At 68.3% G+C, this 25,989-nt stretch carries 29 protein-coding genes and 2 tRNA genes; 8 read left to right on the top strand and 23 right to left on the bottom strand.

From position 1 onward, the window contains the following. Positions 1-2 precede the first annotated feature (2 nt). From FG385_RS09475 to FG385_RS09470, 3 genes are read right to left on the bottom strand one after another with little or no spacing between them, the layout of a single operon-like run. On the bottom strand, positions 3-644 hold the full coding sequence (locus FG385_RS09475) for an aminodeoxychorismate/anthranilate synthase component II (protein WP_139096266.1): 642 nt from the start codon (positions 642-644) through the stop codon (positions 3-5). Positions 645-653: 9 nt separating this feature from the next. Continuing rightward, a complete protein-coding gene (locus tag FG385_RS34325) occupies positions 654-815 on the bottom strand; it encodes a hypothetical protein (RefSeq protein WP_200834379.1) in 162 nt (53 codons plus the stop codon). Beyond that, positions 816-1,652, bottom strand: coding sequence for a class E sortase (locus FG385_RS09470; protein WP_139096265.1), 837 nt, complete (start codon positions 1,650-1,652; stop codon positions 816-818). Positions 1,653-1,769: 117 nt separating this feature from the next. On the opposite strand from FG385_RS09470, the gene crgA reads away from it, so the two are divergent. Together crgA and FG385_RS09460 are read left to right on the top strand one after the other, a co-directional pair. Continuing rightward, positions 1,770-2,036, top strand: a complete 267-nt coding sequence (gene crgA, locus FG385_RS09465; RefSeq protein ID WP_139096264.1) for a cell division protein CrgA — start codon at positions 1,770-1,772, stop codon at positions 2,034-2,036. A gap of 94 nt (positions 2,037-2,130) precedes the next feature. Further along, positions 2,131-2,532 (top strand): PH domain-containing protein, encoded by a 402-nt coding sequence (locus FG385_RS09460; RefSeq protein WP_139096263.1) that lies wholly within the window; start codon positions 2,131-2,133, stop codon positions 2,530-2,532. On the opposite strand, the gene FG385_RS09455 is transcribed toward FG385_RS09460, so the two are convergent. Next, entirely contained in the window at positions 2,524-3,330 is an 807-nt protein-coding gene (locus FG385_RS09455; protein WP_327436826.1) for a rhomboid family intramembrane serine protease, read from the bottom strand. The genes FG385_RS09460 and FG385_RS09455 overlap by 9 nt on opposite strands. A 289-nt stretch (positions 3,331-3,619) precedes the next feature. Next, positions 3,620-4,174 (bottom strand): peptidylprolyl isomerase, encoded by a 555-nt coding sequence (locus tag FG385_RS09450; protein ID WP_139096432.1) that lies wholly within the window; start codon positions 4,172-4,174, stop codon positions 3,620-3,622. 88 nt (positions 4,175-4,262) lie between these two features. Here FG385_RS09450 and FG385_RS09445 point away from each other — a divergent pair, with 88 nt between their 5' ends. Then, positions 4,263-4,856 carry a hypothetical protein gene (locus FG385_RS09445; RefSeq protein WP_139096261.1) on the top strand — a complete coding sequence of 198 codons (594 nt, stop codon included), beginning with the start codon at positions 4,263-4,265 and terminating at the stop codon, positions 4,854-4,856. A 61-nt stretch (positions 4,857-4,917) separates the two neighbouring features. Here FG385_RS09445 and FG385_RS09440 read toward each other — a convergent pair whose 3' ends face one another. After that, positions 4,918-5,370 carry a DUF6918 family protein gene (locus tag FG385_RS09440; RefSeq protein WP_139096260.1) on the bottom strand — a complete coding sequence of 151 codons (453 nt, stop codon included), beginning with the start codon at positions 5,368-5,370 and terminating at the stop codon, positions 4,918-4,920. A 137-nt stretch (positions 5,371-5,507) separates the two neighbouring features. After that, positions 5,508-6,020: a DUF2020 domain-containing protein gene (locus tag FG385_RS09435; protein ID WP_139096259.1), complete on the bottom strand. Its 513-nt coding sequence runs from the start codon at positions 6,018-6,020 to the stop codon at positions 5,508-5,510. A gap of 17 nt (positions 6,021-6,037) precedes the next feature. On the opposite strand from FG385_RS09435, the gene FG385_RS09430 reads away from it, so the two are divergent. Beyond that, on the top strand, positions 6,038-7,027 hold the full coding sequence (locus FG385_RS09430; protein WP_139096258.1) for a pyridoxal-phosphate dependent enzyme: 990 nt from the start codon (positions 6,038-6,040) through the stop codon (positions 7,025-7,027). 28 nt (positions 7,028-7,055) lie between these two features. Here FG385_RS09430 and FG385_RS09425 read toward each other — a convergent pair whose 3' ends face one another. From FG385_RS09425 to FG385_RS09415, 3 genes are read right to left on the bottom strand one after another with little or no spacing between them, the layout of a single operon-like run. After that, entirely contained in the window at positions 7,056-7,898 is an 843-nt protein-coding gene (locus tag FG385_RS09425) for a spermidine synthase (RefSeq protein ID WP_139096257.1), read from the bottom strand. Between the two features lie 26 nt (positions 7,899-7,924). After that, positions 7,925-8,431, bottom strand: a complete 507-nt coding sequence (locus FG385_RS09420) for a DinB family protein (RefSeq protein ID WP_235022476.1) — start codon at positions 8,429-8,431, stop codon at positions 7,925-7,927. Between the two features lie 9 nt (positions 8,432-8,440). Next, positions 8,441-9,397, bottom strand: a complete 957-nt coding sequence (locus FG385_RS09415; RefSeq protein WP_139096256.1) for a helix-turn-helix transcriptional regulator — start codon at positions 9,395-9,397, stop codon at positions 8,441-8,443. 56 nt (positions 9,398-9,453) lie between these two features. Here FG385_RS09415 and FG385_RS09410 point away from each other — a divergent pair, with 56 nt between their 5' ends. Next, positions 9,454-10,164 (top strand): alpha/beta fold hydrolase, encoded by a 711-nt coding sequence (locus tag FG385_RS09410; protein ID WP_139096255.1) that lies wholly within the window; start codon positions 9,454-9,456, stop codon positions 10,162-10,164. Here FG385_RS09410 and FG385_RS09405 read toward each other — a convergent pair. Both FG385_RS09405 and FG385_RS09400 read right to left on the bottom strand, forming a co-directional pair. Then, positions 10,157-11,008 (bottom strand): alpha/beta fold hydrolase, encoded by an 852-nt coding sequence (locus FG385_RS09405; protein WP_139096254.1) that lies wholly within the window; start codon positions 11,006-11,008, stop codon positions 10,157-10,159. The two genes, FG385_RS09410 and FG385_RS09405, sit on opposite strands and share 8 nt — an antisense overlap. Further along, entirely contained in the window at positions 11,005-12,021 is a 1,017-nt protein-coding gene (locus FG385_RS09400) for a GlxA family transcriptional regulator (protein WP_139096253.1), read from the bottom strand. The genes FG385_RS09405 and FG385_RS09400 overlap by 4 nt, the downstream gene beginning before the upstream one ends. A gap of 96 nt (positions 12,022-12,117) precedes the next feature. Between FG385_RS09400 and FG385_RS09395 the strand changes: the two genes are divergently transcribed. Continuing rightward, complete coding sequence (locus tag FG385_RS09395; protein WP_139096252.1) at positions 12,118-12,954, top strand: dienelactone hydrolase family protein; 837 nt, start codon at positions 12,118-12,120, stop codon at positions 12,952-12,954. A gap of 119 nt (positions 12,955-13,073) precedes the next feature. Then, entirely contained in the window at positions 13,074-13,484 is a 411-nt protein-coding gene (locus FG385_RS09390) for a hypothetical protein (protein WP_139096251.1), read from the top strand. Between the two features lie 201 nt (positions 13,485-13,685). Here the strand turns inward: FG385_RS09390 and FG385_RS09385 are convergent. Further along, positions 13,686-13,758: transfer RNA gene (locus FG385_RS09385), tRNA-Ala, on the bottom strand. A 26-nt stretch (positions 13,759-13,784) separates the two neighbouring features. Beyond that, the gene (locus FG385_RS09380; RefSeq protein WP_139096250.1) at positions 13,785-13,973 is read right to left on the bottom strand and encodes a DLW-39 family protein; all 189 of its coding nucleotides are present in this window, start codon (positions 13,971-13,973) and stop codon (positions 13,785-13,787) included. Between the two features lie 149 nt (positions 13,974-14,122). Here FG385_RS09380 and FG385_RS09375 point away from each other — a divergent pair, with 149 nt between their 5' ends. Then, positions 14,123-15,166, top strand: coding sequence for a MerR family transcriptional regulator (locus FG385_RS09375; RefSeq protein ID WP_139096249.1), 1,044 nt, complete (start codon positions 14,123-14,125; stop codon positions 15,164-15,166). 1 nt (position 15,167) lies between these two features. Here the strand turns inward: FG385_RS09375 and FG385_RS09370 are convergent, their stop codons facing one another. From FG385_RS09370 to dnaN, 9 genes are all read right to left on the bottom strand, one after another. Continuing rightward, positions 15,168-15,950 carry a YceI family protein gene (locus tag FG385_RS09370; RefSeq protein ID WP_235022475.1) on the bottom strand — a complete coding sequence of 261 codons (783 nt, stop codon included), beginning with the start codon at positions 15,948-15,950 and terminating at the stop codon, positions 15,168-15,170. Positions 15,951-16,290: 340 nt separating this feature from the next. Next, positions 16,291-16,364 (bottom strand) — tRNA-Ile (locus FG385_RS09365). 30 nt (positions 16,365-16,394) lie between these two features. Then, positions 16,395-17,099 (bottom strand): DUF3566 domain-containing protein, encoded by a 705-nt coding sequence (locus FG385_RS09360; RefSeq protein WP_139096247.1) that lies wholly within the window; start codon positions 17,097-17,099, stop codon positions 16,395-16,397. A 10-nt stretch (positions 17,100-17,109) separates the two neighbouring features. Then, positions 17,110-19,635, bottom strand: coding sequence for a DNA gyrase subunit A (gene gyrA, locus FG385_RS09355; RefSeq protein WP_139096246.1), 2,526 nt, complete (start codon positions 19,633-19,635; stop codon positions 17,110-17,112). 41 nt (positions 19,636-19,676) lie between these two features. After that, entirely contained in the window at positions 19,677-21,644 is a 1,968-nt protein-coding gene (gyrB, locus tag FG385_RS09350) for a DNA topoisomerase (ATP-hydrolyzing) subunit B (RefSeq protein ID WP_139096245.1), read from the bottom strand. Between the two features lie 239 nt (positions 21,645-21,883). Further along, the gene (locus FG385_RS09345) at positions 21,884-22,390 is read right to left on the bottom strand and encodes a DciA family protein (protein ID WP_139096244.1); all 507 of its coding nucleotides are present in this window, start codon (positions 22,388-22,390) and stop codon (positions 21,884-21,886) included. Positions 22,391-22,616: 226 nt separating this feature from the next. Beyond that, complete coding sequence (recF, locus tag FG385_RS09340; RefSeq protein WP_139096243.1) at positions 22,617-23,771, bottom strand: DNA replication/repair protein RecF; 1,155 nt, start codon at positions 23,769-23,771, stop codon at positions 22,617-22,619. A 10-nt stretch (positions 23,772-23,781) separates the two neighbouring features. Continuing rightward, a complete protein-coding gene (gene gnd / locus FG385_RS09335) occupies positions 23,782-24,672 on the bottom strand; it encodes a phosphogluconate dehydrogenase (NAD(+)-dependent, decarboxylating) (RefSeq protein WP_139096242.1) in 891 nt (296 codons plus the stop codon). A gap of 30 nt (positions 24,673-24,702) precedes the next feature. Then, on the bottom strand, positions 24,703-25,836 hold the full coding sequence (gene dnaN / locus FG385_RS09330; protein ID WP_139096241.1) for a DNA polymerase III subunit beta: 1,134 nt from the start codon (positions 25,834-25,836) through the stop codon (positions 24,703-24,705). Positions 25,837-25,989: the final 153 nt, after the last annotated feature.

Raw genomic sequence — 25,989 nt, 5'->3', positions numbered from 1 at the left:
CGTCACGCAACCGCGGCCTTCTGCAGCACCTCGACCTGGCGCACCAGACCGTCCACCAATGACTTCTCGACCGCATGCCCGGCGATGGCCATCCAGTTGGCGAGCATCCGATGCCCGCCCTGCGTCAGCACCGACTCCGGATGGAACTGGACGCCCTCCACCGGCAGCTCTCGGTGCCGCATCCCCATCACCACGCCGGATTCGGTCCGCGCGGTCACCTCGAACTCGGGCGGGATCGTCTCCGGCAGCACGGTCAGCGAGTGGTAGCGGGTCGCGGTGAACGGATCGGGCAACCCGGCCAGCACGCCCAGCCCCTGGTGATGCACCTGGCTCGTCTTGCCGTGCAGCAACTCCGGGGCGCGGTCGACGGTGGCGCCCCACGCCACGCCCATCGCCTGGTGCCCGAGGCACACCCCGAGGGCCGGGGTCCCGGTGGCGGCGCACCGGCGGACGACGTCGATGCTCTGGCCCGCGCGCTCCGGCGTGCCCGGCCCCGGCGAGACCAGCACTCCGTCGAAATCCGTGATGCGGTCGAGTTCGACGACGTCGTTGCGCCAGACCGTGCAGTCGGCGCCGAGCTGCGCCAGGTACTGCACGAGGTTGTAGACGAAGCTGTCGTAGTTGTCGACCACGAGGACTCGCATGGAGCCACTCTACCCACCGGTGACGGAGACCTGGTTGAACGGCAGCTTCGGGTCCAGCCACGGGAACACGACGAACAGCAGCACCGCCACGACGGCCGCGACCAGGACGATCGCGAGCACGAGCTTCGCGCCCACCGGTCCCGGCAGGTGACGCCAGATCCAGCCGTACATCTACGCCTCCCCGATCGCCTGCAGCAACTGAGCGTATGTGGCGCCCGGAGTCTTCGGGAACTGGTTGGTCAGCACGGCGTGCACGATCAGCCGCTGCCGGTCGGAGAACTGCGGGTGGCAGGTGGTGAGCGTGAGCAGCGCGACCTGCTGCGCCGCGGGCAGCACGTCGGTCAGGTGATGCGGCACCGGCGCCACCTCGTCGACCTCGTTGGGGCTGACGACCTCGCGACCGAACGTCTGGCCGTACGGACCGCCGTCTGGCGCGCTCGTGCGCAGCGTGCTGACCTTCGCGCACTGGGGCTGCTTCCCCTTGCCGGTGGCCCAGTTCGCGATCTCGTCGGAATGCGGCAGTACCCGGTACACGAAGAAGTCGGTCTGGGTCTCGACGACGATCGCGTCGCACGAGCTGAGCAGATCCAGGTCGTTGAACGGGGCTCCCTTGCCGACGCGGTGCCCGGCGACGGCGAAGTTGCCCGGCTCACCCGGCAGCGCGGTGCCCTTGTAGTGGCCGGGGCCGATTTCGAGCGCGGCCTGGTCCGTGCCCTCCTGGATGGTGAAGTGGTAGTCGGCGCCGAAGCTCGGGATGTACAGCTTCGCGAACGCCTTGCCGTCGATCAGTTCCGGATGCAGCTCGCGGCTCTGTGACCACTGGTCGTCCAGGCCGGCAGTGGCGCTGGCCTGCTTCTGGGCGGAGAAGAGGTCCGTCACGTACAGCTCGTAGACGACGAACAGGAGCACGATCAGACCAGCGGTGATGAGCAGCTCGCCGATCGTGCGGACGGCCTTCGCGCCAGGGCCCGGCGACGACTTCGGCGGTGGTGCGTCCAGTATCGCCACGCACGCTCCTCTCCAAGGCTCGCTTACGTTAACGTGTGGTGGTAGAGGTGGTTGCGCGCCGCGGCAGTTCCGGGCCCCGTGCAGCCCCGGCGAGTTGTCCGATTACGCGAGGTTCCGATGCCCAAGTCCAAGGTCCGCAAGAAGACGGCGTACACCCCGCCTGCCGACCGGCGCACCCCGGTCAAGGTGCGCGCCGCGGGGCCGTCGCACCCGATCTACAAGATCGTGATGTTCGGTCTGATGCTGGTCGGCCTTGCCTGGCTGGTGGTGAACTACATCGCGGTCGACAAGATCAGCTTCATGTCCGACCTGGGCAACTGGAACTTCGCGATCGGGTTCGCGCTGATGATCTCCGGTCTGCTGATGACGATGCGCTGGCGTTGATTCGTGGTCAGCGGAAGTTCATCACCGTTAGCCCGAACAGCCGATTGACAGCGAATTACAGCGGTGTGACTCATCCCCATTGTGGATAACCCCTGTGGATAACTCTTCGGCGAGCTGGGCTCCCCGACCGGCACTCGTCGCGGTCGGGCTGCTCGGCGCGCTCGTCGCACTGGCGGGCGCCTTCCTCTACGGCCAGAAGGCTGGCGCAGTGCTGTTCGGGGTCGCGGCCGTGGTGCTGGCGGCGCTGTCGGCGCACGGGCTGCTCGTGCGTCCCAGACTCGCCGCGGACGTCGAAGGCCTGCGCATCCGAACGATGCGCGGGGAGCACCGGTTCAGCTGGCCGGAGGCGCATACGTCGCTCCGCAGCACGAAACGCCTCGGCCGCGAGAGCAAGACCCTGGAGATCTCGGCAGGCGACGAGTTGTTCGTGTTCGGCTGGCTCGAGCTGGGCGCCGACCCGATCGACGTGCTGGACGTGCTCAGCGCGTTACGGTGAGCACTCCATCTGGGCTCCGGCACCGCTGCAGACCACGTTCGCCAGTTGGGCGTCGCGGTAGAAGTACAGCCCGACCAGGGCAACGACGAGCAGGACGAGCGCGCCCACCTGCCAGGCGACCCGGTGTTTCGCCGGGGCGTACACCAGCGCCGCCGTCGCCAGCGCGCCGACGATGAGCCCGCCGAGGTGCCCGTACAGCGAGATGTTCGGCAGCGACACCGTGATGATCAGGTTCAGCACGATCGTGCCGATCACGGGCCCGGGGTTGAGCTTCAGCCGCAGTACCGCGATGAGCATGCCGCCGAGCAGCCCGTAGATGGCGCCGGAGGCACCGGCCGTCGGCCCGTTCACCGCGCTGAACAGGTACACCATGATCCCGCCGCCCAGCAGCGAGATCGCGTACAGCGCGACGTACCTGGCCTTGCCCAGCGCCACTTCGAGCTCGCGGCCGATGATCCACAGCGCGAACATGTTCACCGCGATGTGTAGCGGCCCGAAGTGCAGGAACCCGGAGGTGACGAGGCGCCACCATTCACCGCCCGCGACGGCGAGCGGCCACAGCACCCACGCGCCGAACAGGTCGGAGACCTGGTTGTTCAGCGGGCTGCGGGCCTCGACCGCGGTGATCCCGTAGACCAGCACGTTGAGCGCGATGAGGACCGGCGTCACCACGAGCCGGTTGGACAGGCGGGCGCCCACGAACGTGCGCGCGCCGTACCCCACGGCGCGATGCTGACGGCGCTGCCCGGCGTCCTGGCGGCGGCCGGCCTGCACGCAGTCGACGCACTGCGCGCCCACGGCCGCCTCTCGCAGGCAGTCGGGGCACGCGGGACGGCCGCAGCGAACGCAGCTCAACCCGGTCGGACGGCTGGGATGCCACCAGCAGCCGGGCAGCGCAGTCGGTGGAGTCTCTGGTGATGGAGGCTGGTTCACGGTACTTCCAGGCTAAGACTGTTTTGAAGTGGTTTGCGTGGCGGAACCTCAGGCGGCCCCACCTGAGAACCCGCGGCGGCGCCGGTTGCTTGCCCACCGCAAGCGGCTCCGCCGCTTCAAAACACAAGCTAGCCTCCATGCCGTTTTGCGGGCGTCAGCGCTCGATGTCGATCTTTTCGATCACCACGTCGTCGAGCGGGCGGTCGGCGCTGCCGGTCGCCGTGTTGGCGATCGTGTCGACGACGTTGCGCGACTCCTGGTCGGCGACCTCGCCGAAGATCGTGTGCTTGAAGTTCAGGTGGGTCGTCGGCGCGACCGTGATGAAGAACTGCGAACCGTTCGTGCCCGGGCCCGCGTTCGCCATCGCGAGCAGGTACGGGCGGTTGAACTGCAGTTCCGGGTGGAACTCGTCGTCGAACCGGTAGCCGGGCCCGCCGCGGCCGGTGCCGGTCGGATCACCGCCCTGGATCATGAAGCCCGAGATGACCCGGTGGAAGATCGAGCCGTCGTAGAACGGGCCCGACTTCTCACCCTTCGCGTTGGGCTGCGTGTACTCTTTCGTGCCTTCGGCGAGGCCGACGAAGTTGGCCACGGTTTTCGGCGCGTGATCAGGAAAGAGATTCAGCCGGATGTCGCCTTGGTTGGTATGCAGAACGGCCTTGGCCTTCGCACCAACGAGGGATTCATTGCTCTCAGTCACGCGCCTCATCGTGCCATCCGCAGCGGGATCCGCCGGAAACGGGCAGGATAGATGACGGGAAAGACAACGAAACCCGACGATTGACGAGGTGAAGGCCATGACCCGAGCCGCAGACTCGGTCGGCGAGCCGGTCAGGACCGGCTTGCGAGGCCTGCGTAACCGTGCCGTGGAGGCCGGCAAGGCGGCCGAGCAACTGCTCGCTGAGAACACCGAAGAGGTCCGCAAGGAAGCGGCCAAGCGTGGCCGCAAGGCTCGTAAGGAGCTCGCCAAGAGGTCGAGCGAGACCCGCAAGGAGCTCAAGAAGGCCCGCGAGGAGGCACGCAAGGAGGCGGCCGCCCGGCTCGCCGAGATGCGGAAGCCGGGCCGGAAGGCGCGCAAGGCCGCGGTCAAGGCCGCGAAGTCGGCCGGCGAGTCCAAGCGCAAGGCCAAGCGCGACTTCAAGGACGCGAAGAAGGAGTTCAAGGCCGCGCTCGCCGAGGCCAAGACCGCTGCCAAGGGCGAGCGCAAGCGCCGCCGCTGGCCGTGGCTGGTGGGAATCGGCCTGGTCGCCGCCGGTGCGGCGTACGCACTGCGCCCGAAGGAGCAGCCGCCGGTCGCGACGGAGCCGCCGCAGGCCGCACCCGCGCCCGCGGAGCCGAAGCACGCGGCGAACGGTCAGGTTTCCACGCCTTCTCCGGCGGAGAAGAACTAGTACGAACCGTCGAGGCCGCCTCCGGGAGTTCCCGAGGGCGGCCTCGCGGTGTTTCCGCCGGTCAGGCCTTGGCGGCGTGCTGGTCGATCAGCTGGCCGAGCCGGGGAAGGGCTTCCTCGACGTTCTTCTTGCCGTTCGGGCGCAGCTTCGAGTAGACCTTCTTGATGCTGTCCCGGCTGCTCCTCTCGGCGCGGGCGTCGGTGACGCCGAGCAGCGCGTCGGCCGCCTCGTCGCCGCGACCGGTCAGGTAGGCACCGAAGTCGCCGCCGCCCTTGCCCTTGAAGTCGGCGTAGAACGGCTCGAGGGTCGCGGCGAAGTCGTCGAGCAGGGTGTCGACGGCGGAACCGATGATGCCCGGCTTGATCTTCTTGACCGCCGCGAAACCGGTCTTGATGACGGCACCTGAAACGCCGCTCTTGTCCGAGACCTCGGCGTCGACCAGGGTCTCCAGGTCGGTCACGACGGCCGGACGCCTGCTGGAGTCGAGCAGGATTTCCTTGAGGGTGTCAGCCACGGGTGTCTGTCCTTCTTCACTTCGAGGTACACGGAGTTCGCTGCGGCCCGTTGCACGCCGACGGCGGCTGGTCCTCCCCGGCCACAGGTGGGGGCAAGCGTAGTACAGCTTCGAGTTGCACCTTCAGCCACTGGGTGTTAAAGGCCGAGCGCGGAAATTGTTTGCTTCGCAACGGTTCTCGCCTTGACCGTTTGTTTCTGGTTCGTGGTGACCACGACCGCGGCTCCGGCTTTCGACACCGCGTACACGGCTCCGGTGTCGGTCCGCTCGTAGCCACCCCGCCAGCCTGCCGGTTCGTTCGCCGGGTTGCTGCTGGTCATCGGGGCCGCCTTGTCCACGAGCGCCTTGGCGACGCCCGCTTCGCCGACGTAGACCTGGACGGTCAACTGAAGCTTCCCGTTCAGGGCGTAGAAGAAGCACGAGGGTGGCTGGCCGCCGGAGGTCTGGACCTTCGAGACGTGCTGCCCGTTGGCGTCGGCGACGAAGGAGGTCGCCAGGTACGGGCACGGCCCGGTGCCGGCCGGCCGTGGATCGGGCAGCGGCTGCGCGGGGGCCGGGGGCGCCGGACTCGGGCTGGGTGCCGGTGGCGGCTGCGAGCAGCCCGTCGCCACCACGGCGATGGTCCCGAGAGCGAGCACGAGCCGGCGCATAGGTCCCACAGTGAATCATGTCGACAAAGGGTCTGAGTAGCCGACACGATGGTGGGGTGAACATCGAGGACATCCGCGCGGCGGCCGGCAGGCTCGCCGGGCAGGCCCACCGGACGCCGATCCACACCTCCCGCACGCTCGACGCCCGTACCGGCGCGCAGGGGGTGCTGCTCAAATGCGAGAACTTCCAGCGCATGGGTGCGTTCAAGTTCCGCGGTGCGTACCACGCGTTGTCGCGGCTGTCCGGTGCGCAACTGGCGCTGGGTGTGTGCGCGTACTCGTCGGGAAACCACGCGCAGGCGGTCGCGCTCGCCGCCGCGATACTCGGGACGAAGGCGACGATCCTGATGCCCGAGGACGCGCCGGAATCCAAAGTGGACGCCGTGCTCGGGTACGGTGCCGAGGTCCGCCGGTTCGACCGCTACACCGCGGACCGGAGCACGCTGGCCGCGGAACTCGCGGCGCAGCACGGGTATTCGATCATCCCGCCGTACGAGCATCCGGACGTGATGGCCGGCCAGGGCACCGCGGCGCTCGAACTCATCGAGGACGCCGCTGCGGTGGACGTGCTGGTGGCCCCGATGGGCGGCGGCGGTCTCATGGCGGGCACGGCCGTCGCGGCGACGTCGTTGCTGCCGGATGTGGAACTCGTCGGTGTGGAACCGGCCGCCGGTGACGATCACCAGCGGTCGTTCGCCGAGGGCAGGCGGGTGCGAATCGAGGTGCCGCGCACGATCGCGGACGGGCTCGCGGTGAACGAGCCGGGCGAGCAGACGTTCGCGATCAACCAGCGGCTGGTGTCGCATGTCGTGACGGTGACCGACGACGAGATCCGCGACGCCATGCGATTCCTGTTCGACCGGATGAAGCTGGTCGTCGAGCCCAGCGGGGCCACCGTGGTCGCCGCGCTGCTGACGGAAAAGGTTCGGGTGACCGGAAAGCGCGTCGGCGCGATCATCTCCGGCGGCAACGTCTCCGCGGACCGGTTCCGGGAACTCCTGTCCTAGCGCCAGCCCCTCACCCGACCACCACCCCTCAAGGGGACGCTCCGCGCCGCAGTATCTTCGGCGGCGGCATCGGAGCGGCCATCCCGTCCGCGTCGGTGAGAGGTTTCGCCTTGCCGTAGAAGGATTTCAGGTCGTCGCCGGCAACGCACCTCGCCGGGAACGCGGCCGAAGCGGCCCGGCCGGCGATGGCCTGCACCGGGAGTTCGGTCCCGGACGCGGCGAGCACGACGTTCCCGAACCGGCGCCCGCGCAGCACGCCCGGTTCGGCGAGCAGGAGCACCTCGCCGAACACGGACGCGACGGTGGCGGTGACCCGGCGGGTGAAGATGAGGCCGGGCCCGTCGGCCACGTTGAGCAGGTAGGCACCCGGCGGGCGCAGCACGCGGGCGACGTCGCGGGTGAACTCGAGGGTCGCGATGTCGCTGGGCATGCTCGCCTGCCTGAAGACGTCGACGATCACGAGATCCGCCGTGTCGTCGTGGCGGGTGGCGACACCGGCGCGGCCGTCAGAGATCCGGACACGCAGGCGTGGCACGCTGCGAAGGTCGAGTTGCTCGCGAACGAGTTCGATGAGCGGCCCGTCGGCGTCGAACACGAGCTGGCGCGAACCCGGCCGGGTCGCCGCGACGTAACGCGGCAGGGTGCAGCCGGCGCCGCCGAGATGCAGGGCCTCCAGGGGTTCCCTGCCATCGCCGAGGCAGTCGATGACATCGCCCATCCGACGGACGTACTCGAACTCCAGGTGCTCCGGATCGTCGATGTCCACATAGGACTGCGCGATGCCGTCCACACTGAGCAGCCAGCCGCCGGGATGGTCGGCGTCGGCGAGCAGTTCCGCGGTGCCGAACCGCACCGGGTACTCGCCGGGCATCGGGCCGGTTTGCCTGCGCCGCTTGCTCAAGCTCCGGTGGCCCCGTCGGTCCGCTCGCGCAGCAGGTCGGCATGCCCGTTGTGCCGCGCGTACTCCTGGATCAGGTGCAGGTAGAGAAAGCGGACGGAGAACGTTTCGCCTTCGTGGGTGAAGGTGTCGTCGAGCGCCGCGCCGGCGAAGATCTTGTCCGCGGTCCGCATCTCCGCCAGCAGCCGCTCGTAGTCTTCGGCGGCTTTCGCCGCGTCCACCTCGTCGAAGTCGGTGTCCGTGCCGGGGTGCAGGCGTTCGACCGGTTCACCGGCGAACCGCTCACGCAGCCAGATGCGCTCGACCTTGGCCAGATGGCGGATCAGGCCCAGCAAGGAAAGCGTGGACGGCGGGACCGTGCGCCGGGCCAGTTCCTCGCCGGTCAGGCCCGCGCATTTCGTGAGCAGCACGCTGCGATGCCAGGCGAGGTACCCGGCGAGCATGGTGCGTTCGTCCGCCGCGGTCGAACCACCGGCGAACTGGATCTCAGGCGCGGTCCACGTCACCGCAGAATCCTAGCGGGCACTCGCGACCAGGCGGGCGGCCACCGCGTGCACGTGCTCGCGCAGGGCGTCCGGGTATTCGATCGCGAAGGGCAGGTTCAGCCAGGCGAGCACGGAAGGCACCCACTCCAGCCGCTGCGCCCGCAACCGGACGCGCACCCACCCGTCGTCCAGTTCCTCGATCGTGACCGTTCCAGCCGGGAGCCGGGAGCGGACCTCGCCGGCCGTGCCTTGGACGCGAACGGACACCTCGTGCTGGTACGGCACCTCCGCGAGCCCGGACAGCACCCGGGCTCCCGGATCGAACCCCGCGGGCACCTCGAACGAACCCGCCAGCGTCGAGGCGGTCTCGATCCGGTCGAGGCGGAAAGTGCGCACCTCACCGCTGTCCGAATCCGCGCCGGTCACGTACCAGCGGCCGGAGTGGGCGACCATCCCGTACGGATGCAGAATGCGCTCGCTGCGCCGCCCACGCCAGGCCGTGTAGCTGAGCGCAACCGGCCGGCGATCCCGCGCGGCCTCCGCGAGTGTGAGCAGCACGCCCGTTTCCGCGGTGACGACGGGACGGGCGGGGGCGGTGAAATCCGCGGTCGCCAGCAGGGCGTCGAGCCTGCGGCCGAGCGCCTCGGGCAGTACGCGGCGCACCTTGGCGGTCGCGCTCTCCATCGCGGCGACCGAGGTCGTGACCAGCCCCGCTCGCCGGCCGGCAACCAGGCCGAGTACCACGGCAAGCGCCTCCTCGTCGGTCAGCATGAGCGGCGGCATCCGGTAGCCGGGGGCGAGCCGGTAGCCGCCGTAGCGGCCGCGCACGGATCGGACCGGGATGTCCAGATCGACGAGGTGGCCGGCGTAGCGGCGGACGGTGCGTTCGTCCACGCCGAGCCGGCCGGCCAGATCGGCGACGGTGCGGGTGCCGCCCGCCTGGAGGATCTCCAGCAGGGCGAGCACTCGGGCGGTCGGTCGGGGCATGAATTTTCTCCAATACCGGGCGGATCCTGTCCAGTATTGGACCTACCGTACGTGCCATGTCGACTTACGTACTCATCCCCGGTTTCTGGCTCGGCGCCTGGGCGTGGCACCCGGTCACGGCTGACCTGCGTTCGCGCGGGCACGAAGTCCACCCGCTCAGCCTCACCGGGCTGGGCGAGCGGGTGCATCTGGCCGGACCCGATATCGACCTGGAAACGCACGTCACGGATGTGCTCAACCTGATCCGCTACGAGGAACTGCACGACGTGGTGCTGGTCGGGCACAGCTACGCGGGTGCGGTGGTGATCCCGAGCGTGGCCGACCGGATGCCGGACCGGATCCGGCGGCTGGTGTTCATCGACAGCGGACCGCTGCCGGACGGCATGTCGCAGACCGAATTCACCCCGCCGGAGCAGCAGGCGGCCGACGCCGAACTGGTGCGCACGGAAGGGCACGGCTGGCAGCTGCCGCCCCCGTCCTGGTCGCAACTGCCCGACGCGGAGCGGCTCACGCGGCTATCGGTCCCCCAACCGTGGGCCACCGCGACCAGCCCGGCGCGGCTGACCGGCGCCTGGGAGAAGCTGCCGCGGCTGCATGTGATGTGCAGCTTCCCGGCGGAACAGGCCAGGGCGATGGCCGCCACCGTGCCGGCGTTCCGGCATATGGCGAACGGCGACTGGGACCACCGGGATCTGCTCGGCGGCTCGCACTGGCCGATGTTCGACCGCCCGGCCGAGCTGGCGGCGATCCTGGACGAGGTCAGCTGAGGATCTCGCGGAGCCTTCGCGCGAACGCCTCGGGCTGGCCGGCGTACCCGGACTCACCACCGAGGAAACCGCTGTGGTGGCTGGGAAAGACCGTCGGCTGCTGACCGAGCAGTGCGGCCGTGGCGGCCCCGGCGCGTCCGGTGAAGACGCCCGCGGACTCCTGGCCCACGGCGATCACGACGCGCGTCGGCGCCGCGGCCAGCGCCTCGATGTCGGGGCGGTAGCTGCTCAGGGCCCAGGACCGGTCGGAAAGCAGCGGGTCGTCCCGGGTGCCGTCGTCGCTGTCGGGCAGCCCGAACTGGGCGGGGTCTGCCGGCGGCTGGGCGAAATAGTCGTCGGTGAACTCGCCCTGCCACGAGGTCATCGCGATGAACGCCGCCATTCCGGCGCCGAAGCCCTTGGCCTCGTACGCATCCCGGACGCCCGCGCGGGCCCGCTCGGCCGCCTCGGCGTCCGGAACCACCGGGACAAGCGGCGGCTCGTGCGCGACCAGGGTGGTCACGTCACGCGGATACGCCGCGACGAGCGCGAGCGCGGTCACCGCCCCGCCGCTGCTGCCGAACACTTCGACCGGCCCTGCGCCGAGCGCGCCGATGATCGCGTGCACGTCGCGCGCCTGGACGGTCGGGTCGTGGTCGGCGCGGCCGTCCTTGCGGATGCTCCGGCCGATACCGCGCGGGTCGTAGGTGACCACCGTGCGATCCGGAACGTAGGAGACCAGCGCGCCGAAACCGTCAGCGGCCATCGGGTGCCCGATCATGACCAGCGGCGGGTTTTCGCCGGCCGGTCCGTGCACGTCGTAGGCGAGATCCGCTTCGGGGGTTTCGAGGATGTGTGTCGTCATGGCGGTACAGACTTCTCCCGGGCGAAGAACTCATCGTCGCGCCGAGGGGAAGGTTGCCGGAAGGCTGCGCGGTAGTCCCTTGGGCGGCGTCCCGTACGCCGGGCGAACAGAGCCGCGAAGGTGCCGGCGTCCCGGTAACCGACCGCGGTGGAGATGCTGGCGACCGTTCGACCTGTCGTCTCCAGCAGGTGGCGGGCGCGACGGACGCGCGACGCCTGCAGGTAGTCGAGCGGACTCTGGCCTGTCTCGTCGGCGAAGCGCCGCAGCAACGTCCGAGTGCTGACATTGAAGGTTCCGGCCAGCGCGACGAGGTCGTATCGGGCCGCAAGGTTCTGGTCGAGCCATCGCATGACCCTGCGGGAGAACTCGTTTCCGGGCTGGGGAAGAAGGTCCGCGTCAACGTAGGGAGTCTGGGACGATCGCGCGTCGTCGACGAGCGCCACCCGCGCGGTCGTCCGTGCTACGCGGGCACCATTGTGTTCGCGGATCAGTTCCAGCGCGAAGTCGTACATAGCGCTGAAGGCCGCTGTCGTCGTCACCCCCGTGTCGGTAACAACGAGACGTTCGGAGCGCACGTCAGTGTCAGGACAGCGTCGAGCCAGGTCGTCCGCGAATAGCCATGCCGTCGTAGCCCGGCGGCCCTGCAGAACTCCTGCCTGGGCAAGCAGGAACGCACCGACACAGATCGACACCAGCGCATTGCCTGCGGTCGCGTGTGTGCGGATCGCCGCAACTTCAGGGGCGAGCGACGCAAGCTTCGCGTCCACGTCGAGGCCCGGCGAAAGTTCGAACCCCGGTACGACAAGGACGTCTACCTCGCGCAGCGGAGAGACGGCCAACGCCGCACCACCCGATGCGACGACGCGACGGCGCGGCGAAAAGATCGACACCTCGTATCCGGCGTGGTCCGGACCAGCAATGCGGGTGGCCATCGTCAACAGGTCGGGCACGCCGAACACCTCGGATGCGAAGCAACCCGGATAAGCCAGGACACCAATCCGCAGTGCGCTCACGCCCGCCTCCTCACCACCACGTCTTTGGCGAGATTACCGTGATACTTGGCGATCTGGCCTATCGCCTCGTGCGGCACAGCAGGGCACGCTGTCGGCATGAGCGCTGGCAACCGACGCCTTGATGACGCGATCACGGACTTCTCCCGTCGAGAAGTGGACGTGGACGGGGTGGTCAAGACGGTGTACGTCGCCGGTTCCGGGCCCGCCGTGGTGCTGATGCCGGAGATGCCAGGCATCAGCCCTGACGTCCTTCGGCTGGCGCGGTGGGTGCGGGATGCCGGCTTGACCGTCTACCTCCCCTCGCTCTTCGGGACCGACGGCGCCTATCCCACCCTCGAGGGTGGTCGCGAGGTTGTGCGTCGCGCGTGCGTCAGCGCCGAGTTCCGCGCCTTCGCCAAGGGCGGCACCAGCCCCGTCACGGTGTGGCTACGCGGGCTCGCACGCCAGGCCCACGCCCAATGCGGCGGCCCGGGAGTCGGTGCGATCGGTCTGTGCTTCACCGGCAACTTCGCACTCACCATGGCACTCGAGCCAGCCGTCATCGCGCCGGTGGTCAACCACCCGTCACTGCCACTTGACGACGCGGCCGGACTCGAGATCAGCGACGAGGACGCACACGCAGTCCGTGATCGCATCACGCGCGATGGACTGACGGTTCTCGCCTACCGGTTCGACAACGACCGCTGGTGCACCGGCCAACGCTTCGCCGCCTACCAAGCACTCCTCGGCGACGCCTTCGACGGTCGCGTCCTGCCAGGCAGTTTCGCGAACACCAACTCGCCCCCGTTCTTACGCGACGTGGTCGGGTCCCCCCACAGCGTCGTCACCGCCCACCTCGTCGACGAGGAAGGACATCCCACGCTTAAGGCCAGGGATGAGATCCTCGCCTTCCTCACCGACCGCCTCAACCACAGTCAGGCACCTCGCCGCTGAAAAGGCAGGATCGGCCCTTGCTTCGGGAAGCGGGTCAGCCACTGCCGACAGCTCCCCACCAGGCCACGTTGGGGTACAAAGATCGGGTCCGTCGGAGTCTAGTGAAGTGGGTGGGTTGCGTGTGGAACATATTGGCGGGCGTTGTGGGGGCGGCCGTCAGCTTGGCTGGCGTGTTGCTCGGCGCCTGGCTCAAAAGCCGCAACGAACACCGGAGTTGGCTGCGGGAACAGAAGTTGAAGAGCGCGGCAGACCTCATCGCCGCTGTTTCGCACCTCTACGAATCCCAGCGCGACAGCAGTGACCAGAGCCGCCTCACTCCAGCGGACCGCGTGGCATGGCAGGACAAGCTGCAGACCGGCAGGTCGATCATGCATTTGCTGTGTCGTGACGAGACACGCGAATCCGCCAGCGCCCCCGCAAGTTTTGCATGGCAGAGGAAGGACAAGAACGTGCCAGAGCAGGCGGATGTCGTGAAGGCTCTCCAGGCTTTCAACGTGCACGTTCGGCGTGAGATCCGCTCCGATCGGTAAAGCGCGAACGGCCATCCGGGCGACGGACTCTGAGCGCGGCGCCCGTGAGCGTCGGTGCTTGACCGGATGACTTCAGAGGCGAGAGCACTGGCCAGGCGGTCTTCGCCGACGTGCCGGTAGCAGTCCATCACGTAGAAGTCGTACTTGTCCGGATCGATAACGAAGTGGTTATCGGTGTTCTCCGGATACGGCATGGCTCCGTGGAGCTGAGGGGAATCGAACCCCTGACCCCTGCCTTGCAAAGGCAGTGCTCTACCAATTGAGCTACAGCCCCGGAGCGCGGGCGGACCCGCGCGAAGTTCAGTTGTTGTGGCCGGCGCCCGCGGCGTGGGCCGGTGCGGTGCCGTTGGTCGAGACGGCGCCCAGCGGCTTGTCCGTGGAGGCCGTGGTCTGGCGCCAGACGTCGCCCTCGGTCTTGGCGTTCTTGTTGCGCTTGATGACGAACAGCACACCACCCGCGACGACCGCGAGCGCCAACAGCTTCTTCACCCTGAAGCCCCTTTTTCGACGTTTCCGCTGACTTCAAGATGCTACCGGACCCGCCGGAGACACCGGCAGTGACACCCGTTCCACGTGGAACCATGGTTGACCTTGACCTCAGGGCAGACCGCAGGGTTGACGGCATGAGGAGGGCGAGCATGGGACTGCTGACCATCGGGGCCTTCGCACGGGCTGCCCGCCTGTCGCCGAAGGCGTTGCGGTTGTACGACGAGCTCGGGCTGCTGCGGCCGGTGTCCGTCGATCCCTTTTCCGGCTACCGCTTCTATTCGCCGGAGCAGCTCGAACGTGCCCGGCTGGTCGCCTGGCTCCGGCGGCTCGGCATGCCGCTCGCGCGGATCAAGACCGTTTGCGAGCTCGAAAATGCTGACGCCGCAAGGGAAATCGCGGTGTACTGGCAAGAAGTCGAGGCCGAGGTCCGGTCACGGGCGAGGCTGGCTTCCTTCCTCATCGAACAGTTGTCGAGAAAGGAAGCGATCATGTCGTCGTCACTGACCATGCGGTACGCCGCCCGCGCCGACCGCGGCCTCGTTCGGGAGTCGAACCAAGACGTCGCGTACGCGGGCCCGCACCTGCTCGCCGTCGCCGATGGGTTCGGCGCCGAGTCCGAGGAGCACCTCGCCAGCGCCGCCGCGATCGATGCGCTCAAACCGTTGGACGCGACCGTGCCCGCCGGCCAGCTTCTCAACGCCCTGTCGGACGCGGTCGAAAGCGCCGGCTCGGCCGTGCGCGAACTCGGTGAGAACGTCGGCACGACGCTCACCGCCATGCTCTGGTCCGGTTCCCAGCTGGCCTTGGTCCATATCGGAGATTCGCGGGTGTACCTGCTGCGTGAAGGACAGCTGAGCCAGATCACCCAGGACCATACGGTCGTCCAGTCGATGATCGACGAAGGTCGCCTCACCCCCGCCGAAGCCGCTTCGCACCCGCAGCGGGCCCTGCTGGTGAAAGCCCTCCACGGTGGCGAGGCAGCCCAGCCCGATGTCGAGTTACGCGACGCTGAGCCAGGTGATCGCTACTTGTTGTGCTCAGACGGCTTGTACACCGCGCTGACTTTCGAGGCCCTGCGCGAGATCGTGACCGGCATCCCTGACCCGGCCGCCGCGGTGCGCGAACTCGTCGAGCGCGCGAATCGCGGTGGCGGCGCCGATAACGTGGCGTGCGTCGTCGCCGACGTGGCGTGACTCAGCCGCGCACCGCCTGGATGTCCAACTGGATCTCCACCGTCGAACCGACCACCGCCAGTCCCTTGGCCAGCGTCTGCTGCCAGTTGATGGTGAAGTCCTCGCGGTGCAGTTCCGTGGTCGCGCGGGCGCCGAGGCGGTCGCCGTTCCACGAGCGGAGGCCGAGATAGCCGGCCTCGAGCCGGACGCCGCGGCTGGCTCCGCGCAGGTTGAGCGTGCCGTCGAGGAACCAGCGGTCACCGGCGGCACGCTGGATGCGGTTGCTGAAGAAATGCAGCCTCGGGTAGTTCTCGACGTCGAGGAAATCCGCCGATCGCAGATGTTCGTCGCGCTGGGCGGACGCGGTGTCGATGCTGGCCGCGTCGATGATCACCTCGACGGAGGAGTCCTCGATCCGGTGGCCGACGTTGATGCTGCCGCGGAAATCCGTGAACCGGCCGTGCACGCGCGACAACCCGATGTGCCGGGCCACGAACTGGACCGACGTGTGGTCCTGGTCGATGAGCCATTCGCCGGGCTCGGGCAGCCGCAGGCTCGCGTCGGGCTGCAACGCGAGTTCGCCGAGTGCGGTGTGGTCGCCACTGATGACCTCCACCGTGTGCACGGACTCGCGGTACCCGCCGGAGCTGATCGACACCGAGTACAACCCCGCCGAGACCGTACTCACCACCAGCCCGAAGCCGTCCGCCGTCGCCCGCGCGGTGCGCTGCGTCCGTTTGTGCCGCAACACCATCTCGGCGCCGGCCAGCGGCCGCCCGCTCTCGTCGCGCACACGCGCGCTCACCAACCCGGCACCGGAGTCGAACGTGACCGGCTCCCCCTGCCGGCCATCCCTCCGCATTAGGCGGCCGAACATCACACACTCCCGTCGCTCGTCACTGCCCCATCAGGGACACTAACCAAGCGCGGAAAAGCAATCAGGTGTCACGTAATCGAGGCCACACCAAGATCACCCGCCGCAGCGTAACCGTCACACCACACAAGAACCGCAGGTCACAGACAGTGGGCAAACCGAAACCGAATGCTGGTCAACACAACTCGCGCCCAGCGCCCGCCAAGGACGAGGAGCACGCACCGCGGGGGTCCGGGGGGTCGCCCCGGGAGAGATAAGGACACCGGGAAGGTGGGCCCAGGAGGACTTGAACCTCCGACCTCTTCGTTATCAGCGAAGCGCTCTAACCGCCTGAGCTATGGGCCCCGGGAACGAGAAAAGCCTACAGGATGCCCGCTACTCCCGTTCGGAGAGGGTGACTTCGAGGCCGCCGGCCAGGTCGGCGGACACGTTGTAGATGAACGCGCTCACGGTGGCCAGTGCCGAGAGCAGCACGATGTTGATCGCGCCGAGGATGGCGGCGATGCCGAACACGCGGCCCGCGCTGATGAGCGGTTGGGCGGAACTGCTGGTGCCGTCACCGGAGACCAGCGACGAGTAGGTGCCGTTGAGTTTGTCCCAGACACCCATGCCGTCGAGCACCGTGTACAGCACGCCGACCGCGACGAGCCAGACGAAGAACATCGCGACGCCGAGTACGAGGGACAGTTTCAGCACCGACCACGGGTCGAACCGCTTGACCTGCAGGCTGGCTCGCCGCGGGCCTCGGCCCGGGCGCCGCAGCGCGCTCGGTGTCCCGCGGCCCTTGGTCGCGGTGCCCGGCACGGTCACCGTCTCCTGCCCCCTCAGCCCGCCTAGTACGTCCTCCCGTGAGTCGGCCGAACCGCCGAACAGCCCGGCCGCCGCGGTGCCGGTGACCACCGTCTGGTTGCCACCGCCTTTTTCCGAGTGAAGCACACTTTCGCCGGGCTGGCCGCTCGGGAGCCACTGCGTGGCACTTTCGGCCGTACCGTTGCCGCTGTCCTTGCTCAGCCGCTGCCAGGGCGGCGTCGCCTTGTCACCGGCGGCCGTGGTCGATTCCGGGTTCTCGGGCGAAGTCACTCAATAATCCTCACGCTTCAGGCTGCTGGGCCTGTGCTTCGGTCTCGTTGCCGTTGCCTTCACCATTACCGACGTCCGAGGGCTCGTCGGCGTTGCGTGCCACCGCCAGGAGGGTAGTGCCCTCCGCGAGGTTGATCAGCCGCACGCCCTTGGTCTGCCGGCCCGTCTTGCGCACCTGTTCGGCACCGGTCCGGATGACCCCGCCGTTGGAGGTGATGGCGTACAACTCGTCGTCCTCGTCGACGATGAGCGCGCCCACCAGCCTGCCACGTTTCCGGTCGTGCTGGATGGTCAACACCCCCTTGCCGCCACGGCCCTGGACCGGGTAGTCCTCGATCGGCGTCCGCTTCGCGTACCCGCCGTCGGTCGCGACCAGCAGGAACTTGTCCGTCACGGCCACGTTCAGCGCCAGCAGTTCGTCTCCGTCGTTGAACCGCATGCCGAGCACACCCGAGGTGGCCCGGCCCATCGGCCGCAGCGCCTCGTCGGTCGCGTGGAACCGGATCGACTGTCCTTCCGCCGAGACCAGCAGCAGGTCGTCCTCGGGCCCGGCGAGCACGGCACCGACGAGTTCGTCACCTTCGCGCAGGTTGACCGCGATCAGCCCGCCCGAACGGTTCGAGTCGAAGTCGGTCAGCTTGGTCTTCTTGACCAGGCCCTTGCGGGTGGCGAGCACCAGGTACGGCGCGACCTCGTAGTTCGGGATCTCGATGACCTGGGCGATCTCCTCGTCCGGCTGGAAGGCCAGCAGGTTCGCGACGTGCTGACCCCGCGCCGCGCGGTTCGCTTCGGGCAGTTCGTACGCCTTCGCGCGGTAGACGCGTCCCTTGTTGGTGAAGAACAGGATCCAGTCATGCGTGGAGCACACGAAGAAGTGCTGCACGATGTCGTCCTGCTTGAGCTGCGCGCCCTGCACACCCTTGCCGCCGCGCTTCTGCGAGCGGTACAGGTCCGTCTTCGTGCGCTTGGCGTAGCCGGTGCGCGTGATGGTGACCACCACGTCCTCGACCGCGATCAGGTCCTCGACCGACACATCCCCGTCGAACGGGATGATCTGGGTGCGCCGCTCGTCGCCGTACTTCTCGACGATCTCGGTCAGCTCGTCCTTGACGATCTGCCGCTGCCGCTCGGGCTTGTCGAGGATGTCGCGCAGGTCCGCGATTTCCACCTCGATCTTGGCCAGCTCGTCGATGATCTTCTGACGTTCGAGCGCGGCCAGCCGGCGCAGCTGCATGTCGAGGATCGCGGTCGCCTGGATCTCGTCGATGTCCAGCAGCTCGATCAGGCCGGTGCGCGCCTCTTCGACGGTCGGCGACCGCCGGATCAGCGCAATGACCTCGTCGAGCATGTCCAGCGCCTTGACCAGACCACGCAGGATGTGGGCCCGCTCTTCGGCCTTGCGCAACCGGTACCGGGTCCGCCGGACGATGACGTCGATCTGGTGGTTGACGTAATGCCGGACCACCTGGTCCAGGCGCAGCGTGCGCGGCACGCCGTCGACCAAGGCCAGCATGTTGACGCCGAAGTTGTACTGCAGCTGGGTGTGCTTGTAGAGGTTGTTCAGCACCACCTTCGCGACCGCGTCCCGCTTGAGCGTGACCACGATCCGCATCCCGCGACGGCTGTTCGACTCGTCGGCGATGTCGGAGATGCCGGTCATCTTGCCGTCGCGCACGAGCGAGGCGATGTTCTCCACCAGGTTGTCCGGGTTGACCTGGTACGGCAGTTCCGTCACGACGAGCGTCGTGCGGCCCTTGACGTCCTCCTCGACCTCGACCACCGCGCGCATGCGGACCGAACCACGGCCGGTGCGGTAGGCCTCCTCGATCCCGGAGGTGCCCAGGATCAGGCCCTTCGTCGGGAAGTCCGGGCCCTTGATGCGCATGAGCAGCGCGGCGAGAAGCTCGTCCTCGCTCGCCTCCGGGTTGTCCAGCGACCAGATGACACCTTCGGCGACCTCCCGCAGGTTGTGCGGCGGGATGTTGGTCGCCATCCCGACCGCGATCCCCGAGGTGCCGTTGACCAGCAGGTTGGGAATGCGGGACGGCAGGACGTCCGGCTCCTGCGTGCGGCCGTCGTAGTTGTCCGAGAAGTCGACGGTTTCCTCGTCGATCTCGCGGAGCATCTCCATCGCGAGCGGGTCCAGCCGCGATTCGGTGTACCTCATCGCGGCCGCCGGATCGTTGCCCGGCGAGCCGAAGTTGCCCTGGCCGTCGATCAGCGGGTACCGCAGCGACCACGGCTGGGCCAGCCGCACGAGCGCGTCGTAGATCGCCGAGTCACCGTGCGGGTGGTAGTTGCCCATGACATCGCCGACGACGCGCGAACACTTGTTGTATCCGCGCTCCGGCCGGAAACCCGAGTCGTACATGGAGTAGAGCACGCGGCGGTGTACCGGCTTGAGGCCGTCGCGCACGTCCGGCAGCGCCCGCGACACGATCACGCTCATCGCGTAGTCGATGTACGAGCGCTGCATCTCCTGCTGGATGTCGACCGGCTCGGTGCGGTCGTGATCCGGCGGCAAGGTTTCCGTCATGAGGTCCTTCTCGAGTGGACAGTGCTAAGTGGAGGCTTCGATCAGACGTCGAGGAAGCGAACGTCCTTGGCGTTGCGGGTGATGAAGGTGCGGCGCGCCTCCACGTCCTCACCCATCAGCACGGTGAACAGCTCGTCGGCCGCGGCCGCGTCGTCGAGCGTGACCTGCAGCAGCAGCCGGTGCGCCGGGTCCATCGTGGTCTCCCACAGCTCTTCGGCGTTCATCTCGCCGAGCCCCTTGTAGCGCTGGATCGCGTCGTCCTTCGGCAGCTTGCGGCCGGCCTCGGCGCCGGCCGCGAGCAGACCGTCGCGCTCCTTGTCGGAGTAGGCGTACTCCGGCTCCGACCGCGGCCACTTGATCTTGTACAGCGGCGGGCAGGCGAGATACACGTAGCCGTGCTCGATGAGCTGCGGCATGAACCGGAACAGCAGCGTCAGCAGCAGTGTCCGGATGTGCTGGCCGTCCACGTCGGCGTCGGCCATCAGCACGATCTTGTGGTAGCGCAGCTTCGAGATGTCGAAATCGTCGTGGATACCGGTGCCCAGCGCGGTGATGAGCGACTGGACCTCGTTGTTCTTGAGCACCCGGTCGATCCGGGCCTTCTCCACGTTGATGATCTTGCCGCGGATCGGCAGGATCGCCTGGAACCGCGACTCCCGGCCCTCCTTGGCGGAGCCGCCGGCCGAGTCACCCTCGACGATGTAGAGCTCGCACTCCTCCGGGTTGGTGGACTGGCAGTCCTTCAGCTTGCCCGGCAGGCCGCCGATCTCCAGCGCACCCTTGCGGCGCACCAGATCCCGCGCGCGCCGCGCGGCCATCCGCGCCTGCGCGCTCGCGACCGACTTGTTGATGACCGTCTTGGCTTCACTCGGGTTGCGCTCGAACCAGTCCGCAAGCCACTCGTTCGTCTTGGTCTGGACGAACGACTTCGCCTCGCTGTTGCCGAGCTTCGTCTTGGTCTGGCCCTCGAACTGCGGCTCGGCGAGCTTGATCGACACGATCGCCGCGAGGCCCTCGCGCACGTCCTCGCCGGAGAGGTTCTCGTCCTTATCCTTGAGCAGCTTCTTGTCACGCGCGTACGCGTTGACGACACGGGTCAGCGCGGCGCGGAAGCCTTCCTCGTGCGTACCGCCTTCATGCGTGTTGATCGTGTTCGCGAACGTGTGCACCGACGGCGTGTACGAGTTGTTCCACTGCATCGCGACCTCGACCTCGAGGCCGTCACCCTTCGCGTCGAAGGAGATCACGCTGGGGTGGATCGGGTCCTTGCTGCCGTTGATGTGCTTGACGAAGTCCTCGAGCCCGCCCGGGTAGTGGAACGCGCGCTCCTTGACGCGGGCCTGCTGGCCATCCACGTCGGACTCGGCGTCCTCCTCGGTCACCCGCTCGTCGCGCAGGCTGATGTAGAGGCCCTTGTTCAGGAAGGCCATCTCCTGCAGGCGCCGTGCGACCGTCTCCGCGTTGTACGTGGTCGTCTCGAAGATCTCCGGGTCCGCCCAGAACGTGGTGGTGGTGCCGGTCTCGCTGGTCTCGCCGACCTCGATCAGTTCGCCCGGCTCGGACCGGTCGTAGTGCTGACGCCAGGTCTTGCCGTCGCGGCGTACCTCGACGTCGAGCGCGGCCGAAAGTGCGTTGACCACGGAGACGCCCACACCGTGCAGACCACCCGACACGGCGTAGCTCTCGCTGTCGAACTTGCCGCCCGCGTGCAGCACCGTGTGCACGATCTCCAGCGTCGGCTTCTTGTGGACCGGGTGCTCCTCGACCGGGATGCCGCGGCCGTCGTCGGCCACCCGCACCCCACCGTCGGCCAGCAGGGTCACCTCGACCTTGGTCGCGAACCCCGCCATCGCCTCGTCGACAGAGTTGTCCACGACCTCCCACACCAGATGGTGCAGACCGCGCTCGCCGGTCGAGCCGATGTACATCCCGGGACGTTTCCGGACGGCTTCGAGCCCCTCGAGCACGGTGATGGAGGACGCGTTGTAGTCATTCTGCTTGGCTGCCACAGGCCTGCTTTCTCCTCAGTCTCGCCCAAGGGATCCCCGCTCCCTGTCTATTCTACTTGGCCACCTCCGCTCAGGTGCGGCAAGGACACCCCTGATTTCCTCACAGAGCCACGAACTCAAACCCGGACGAGTGCCGACCTGGCTCTGCGTTATGTCGAGGCATCACGGCGCGTTCAGATCTCAGCGTCTACTGGGCCCACGCGCCCAGCCGATCTCGTGGCCGGGGCTCTCTGGCAGGCTCAGCCGTACGTGTCGCGGGGACCTCGTCCGGAGACGTGCCTGGCGCCCTTGCGCCAGCTGGGTGCGGTGGGCCCATGGATACGCATCCGCTTGACGACGCCGTGCCCGACGGCGACGGCGATCTTGGTGAGCAACTGCCCCTGCAGCAGGCGTAGCTGGGTGGCCCAGGCGGTGGACGTGGCGCGGACGGTGAGCTCACCGTCCTTCAGGGAGACCGGCTGGGCGTGCTCAGCGACCTCCTCACCGACGAGTTTCGCCCACTGGCCGAAAACCTGACCGTCGGTGAGGCGCTGTGACCAGCCACGATCGGTCGCCAGCCGCGACATCACGCGGCCGATCGGCTGCGGGTCACGCGGGTCGGCGCCTGGTCCGGACCAACGGCGGCGCCGCGGATTCTGGCCGGAGGCCCCTGCCGTACGCTTCCGTACGCCGGGTTCCACACCCCTCGCCTCGGCCTTCGCCCGTGCGGCGGCCAGGGCCTGCCGCGCCAGATCGCGGCCGGACACGTTCGGCCCAGCAGCCGTGTCACTCTGTGTTGTGGATGCAGTTTCGTCCGCTGAGCCAGTCCCCGTAGGTGTCACGCCAGCTGACTCGTTCAGCCCCTTGATCACCCGCGGCGATGACTCGTTCACCGGGTTATCCACACTGTCCACAGACTTGTCCCCAGATCGGTGGGTAAATTGTGTGGCGCCGGTCACGCCCGGTGCCCGAATGGATCTTGTGGGTTCCTCCTCAACCACGCCTGACCTCCCCGTTCGAGATCGTGAACCGGGTGCCGGACAGCTCCCCGGGGACGTCCTCGTCCACCGCCGCGGTGATCAACACCTGCTCGGCGCCGGCCGCCACCTCGGCCAGGCGTGCGCGGCGGCGCCGGTCGAGCTCCGCGAACACGTCGTCCAACAGCAGCACCGGTTCCCCGTTCTCGCTGCGCAGCAGCTCATACGACCCGAGCCGCAGCGCGAGCGCGAACGACCACGACTCCCCATGACTCGCGTACCCCTTCGCCGGCGCCTCGCCGAGCACCAGCTCGAGTTCGTCCCGGTGCGGCCCGACCAGGCTCACCCCTCGTTCGAGCTCGGCCTGGCGGGCGTCACCGAGCGCCGCGGTCAGGATACCGGTCAGTTTGTCCGGATCGGCACGTTCCCCGCCAGGTTTTCCGTACCCGGTGGGCAGCGCGTCACCGAGACTCGACCGGTAGGAAATCGTCGCGGGCAGCGAGTCGGGCGCGACCCCGGCATAGGCGGCGGAAGTGTGCGGCCCCAGGTCCGCGACAAGGTCGAGTCTGGCGGCGAGCAACTGCGCGCCGGCAGCCGCCAGGTGGTTGTCCCACACCTCCAGCGTCGAGAGCGCGTACGGATCTTCGCGCGCTCCCTTTCTCTTTCCCGCTGTCTTCAGCAACGCGTTCCGTTGCCGCAGCACCCGTTCGTAGTCCGAACGGACCCCGGCCCAGCGAGGCGCGCGAAGGACGAGCAACTCGTCGAGAAACCGCCTTCGCTCACCGGGATCGCCGCGCACGAGCGCCAGATCCTCCGGCGCGAACAGCACCGTGCGCAGGATGCCGAGAATGTCGCGCGGTTTGCCGACCGCGCCGCGGTTGACCCGCGCGCGGTTCGCCTTGCCCGGCGTGATCTCGAGTTCGATGGTCAGCTCGCGGTCCTCGTTGACCACGGCTGCCCGGACCAGGGCGCGCTCACAGCCGTGCCGGACGAGCGGCGCGTCGGTGGCGACCCGGTGTGAACCGAGCGTCGCGAGGTAGCCGACCGCCTCCAGCAGGTTGGTCTTGCCCCGGCCGTTCGGGCCGACCAGCACGGTCGGCCCCGGCGTCAGCGGCAGGTCCGCGTGCTCCCAGGAGCGGAAGTCGGTGACCTGAAGATGACGGAGGTACAAGGCGCGCGCCCTACTGACCGGCCTTCTTGACCGAGTGCCCGCCGAACTGGTTGCGCAGCGCGGCGACGGCACGCATCGCCGCGGAGTCCTTCTGTCGGGAGGAGAACCGGGCGAACAGGGCGGCCGAGATCACCGGCGCGGGCACCGCGTTGTTGATCGCTTCCTCCAGCGTCCACCGGCCCTCGCCCGAATCCTCGACGTACCCTTCGAGGTCGTCCAGCTCCGGGTCCTCGTCGAGCGCGCGGACCAGCAGGTCGAGCAGCCAGGACCGGACCACGGTGCCCCGCTGCCAGCCCTTGATCACCGCGGGCACGTCCTCGACCACCTTCGCGGCTTCCAGCAGCTCGAAGCCCTCGGCGTAGGCCTGCATGATGCCGTACTCGATGCCGTTGTGGACCATCTTGGCGTAGTGACCGGCGCCGACGGAGCCCGCGTGCGAGAACCCTTCCTCGCGCGGGCCTTCCGGGCGCAGCGTGTCGAAGATCGGCATCGCGCGCTCGACGTCCTCGGCGGCGCCGCCGACCATCAGGCCGTAGCCGTTCTCCTTGCCCCACACGCCACCCGAGACCCCGCAGTCGAGATAGCCGATCTTCTTCGCGGCCAGCACCTCGGAGTTGTGCTTGTCATCGGTGAACTTCGAGTTGCCGCCGTCGATCACGAGATCGCCCTCGGACAGCAGCTCGCCGAGCTCGGCGACGGTGTCCCTGGTCGGCCCCCCGGCGGGCACCATGATCCATACGATGCGCGGGCCGGCGAGCTTGGACACGATGTCCGCCAGCGAAGAGGAGTCGCTCACAGCCTCGTTGCGGTCGTAGCCGACCACCTCGTGCCCGGCGGCCCGGAGCCGCTCGCGCATGTTGAAGCCCATTTTGCCGAGGCCGACGAGTCCCAGCTGCACCATCGAAAAATCCCCTTTGTCGGTCGTATCCGGTCAGCCGGGTAGGCGGACCGGCATCAACAAGTAGAGGTAACCAGGAACGACCTGGCCCTGCTCGTCTGCCGGCTTGATCAAAGCCGGCCGGTTCGGGGTGGTGAAGGTGAGCTCCGCGCGGTCGGCGTGCAGGGCGCCGAGACCGTCGACGAAGTAGCCCGGGTTGAACGCGATCGTCACCGGTTCGCCCTCGTAGTCCACCGGCAGCTCCTCTTCGGCGCTGCCTTCGTCGTCACCGCCCGCGGAAAGCCGGAGCAGGCCGTCCGCGAATTCCAGCCTTACCTGGGTGCCCCGTTCGGCGACCAGCGAGACGCGTTTGATCGCCTCCGAAAGCGGTGCGACGTCGATCACCGCGCGCGACGTGTGCTGGGACGGCAGCAGCTGGCGGTACGGAGGGAACTCCGCGTCGAGCAGCCGGGTGGTGGTGTAGCGGCCGGAGCCGGCGAGACCGAGTAGGCCCTCGCCGCTGGCGAGACTCAGGGCGACCTTGGCTCCGCTCGCGGCGAGCGACTTCGCGGCTTCGGCGAGCGTGCGCGCCGGGACGAGGACCGCCGCGTCGTCGAGCCCTTGGGCCGGTTCCCAGGTGAACTCGCGCATGGCGAGGCGGAACCGGTCGGTGGCCACGAGGGTGAGCGAGTTGCCGGAGATCTCCAGCCGCATGCCGGTCAGCATCGGGAGCGTGTCGTCCTTGCCGGCGGCGACGGCGACCTGGGTGACCGCCTGGCCGAACACGTCGCCCGCGACCTCACCGGCGAGCGCGGGCTGCGCCGGCAGGGCCGGATAGTCCTCGACCGGCATGGTCGGCAGGGAGAACCGGGCGTTGCCACACGTGATGGAGGCGCGGGCGCCGTCGACGAAGATCTCGACCGGCTGAGCGGGTAGTGACTTGGTGATGTCGGCGAGTAGCCGTCCGGACACGAGCAGCCGGCCGCCGTCGGCGATCGTCGCCGGGACCCCGACCGTGGCCGAGACCTCGTAGTCGAAGCCGGACACCGTGAGTGCGTCGGTCGTCCCGTCGGAACCGGCATCGAGGAGGACGCCGCCCAGTACGGGAACCGGCGGCCTCGACGGCAGGCTGCGGGCGACCCAAGCGACGGCGTCGGCCAGCCCATCTCGCTCGACGCGGATCTTCATGCGCCCATCCTTTCGACAGCCGAGCCACCCCTTGGCTCGAGAAGGTCGGCAAACGGCCCTGGACGTGCGGTGCGCAGCGCGCTGACCAGGGATCTCGCGTGTGGTGGAGCCCGGAGCCGATGTCGCCAACGACGTGCGGGCTTGGGTGTGGAT

The sequence above is a fragment of the Amycolatopsis alkalitolerans genome (assembly GCF_006152065.1).
GTDB classification, from domain to species: domain Bacteria; phylum Actinomycetota; class Actinomycetes; order Mycobacteriales; family Pseudonocardiaceae; genus Amycolatopsis_E; species Amycolatopsis_E alkalitolerans.
The sequence above is the reverse complement of the archived record's forward strand: the minus strand, read 5'-3'. Positions and strand labels throughout refer to the sequence as shown.

What these genes read in the sequence shown, in the direction of transcription:
- FG385_RS09410 (WP_139096255.1), top strand. Translation starts at nt 9,454, where the DNA reads ATGTCGACTTACGTACTCATCCCCGGTTTCTGGCTCGGCGCCTGGGCG.
- FG385_RS09435 (WP_139096259.1), bottom strand. Translation starts at nt 6,020, where the DNA reads ATGCGCCGGCTCGTGCTCGCTCTCGGGACCATCGCCGTGGTGGCGACG.
- crgA (WP_139096264.1), top strand. Translation starts at nt 1,770, where the DNA reads ATGCCCAAGTCCAAGGTCCGCAAGAAGACGGCGTACACCCCGCCTGCC.
- FG385_RS09430 (WP_139096258.1), top strand. Translation starts at nt 6,038, where the DNA reads ATGTCGACAAAGGGTCTGAGTAGCCGACACGATGGTGGGGTGAACATC.
- FG385_RS09405 (WP_139096254.1), bottom strand. Translation starts at nt 11,008, where the DNA reads ATGACGACACACATCCTCGAAACCCCCGAAGCGGATCTCGCCTACGAC.
- FG385_RS09445 (WP_139096261.1), top strand. Translation starts at nt 4,263, where the DNA reads ATGACCCGAGCCGCAGACTCGGTCGGCGAGCCGGTCAGGACCGGCTTG.
- FG385_RS09450 (WP_139096432.1), bottom strand. Translation starts at nt 4,174, where the DNA reads ATGAGGCGCGTGACTGAGAGCAATGAATCCCTCGTTGGTGCGAAGGCC.
- FG385_RS09395 (WP_139096252.1), top strand. Translation starts at nt 12,118, where the DNA reads ATGAGCGCTGGCAACCGACGCCTTGATGACGCGATCACGGACTTCTCC.
- dnaN (WP_139096241.1), bottom strand. Translation starts at nt 25,836, where the DNA reads ATGAAGATCCGCGTCGAGCGAGATGGGCTGGCCGACGCCGTCGCTTGG.
- FG385_RS09415 (WP_139096256.1), bottom strand. Translation starts at nt 9,397, where the DNA reads ATGCCCCGACCGACCGCCCGAGTGCTCGCCCTGCTGGAGATCCTCCAG.
- FG385_RS09475 (WP_139096266.1), bottom strand. Translation starts at nt 644, where the DNA reads ATGCGAGTCCTCGTGGTCGACAACTACGACAGCTTCGTCTACAACCTC.
- FG385_RS09375 (WP_139096249.1), top strand. Translation starts at nt 14,123, where the DNA reads ATGGGACTGCTGACCATCGGGGCCTTCGCACGGGCTGCCCGCCTGTCG.
- gyrA (WP_139096246.1), bottom strand. Translation starts at nt 19,635, where the DNA reads ATGACGGAAACCTTGCCGCCGGATCACGACCGCACCGAGCCGGTCGAC.
- FG385_RS34325 (WP_200834379.1), bottom strand. Translation starts at nt 815, where the DNA reads ATGTACGGCTGGATCTGGCGTCACCTGCCGGGACCGGTGGGCGCGAAG.
- FG385_RS09425 (WP_139096257.1), bottom strand. Translation starts at nt 7,898, where the DNA reads ATGCCCGGCGAGTACCCGGTGCGGTTCGGCACCGCGGAACTGCTCGCC.
- gnd (WP_139096242.1), bottom strand. Translation starts at nt 24,672, where the DNA reads ATGGTGCAGCTGGGACTCGTCGGCCTCGGCAAAATGGGCTTCAACATG.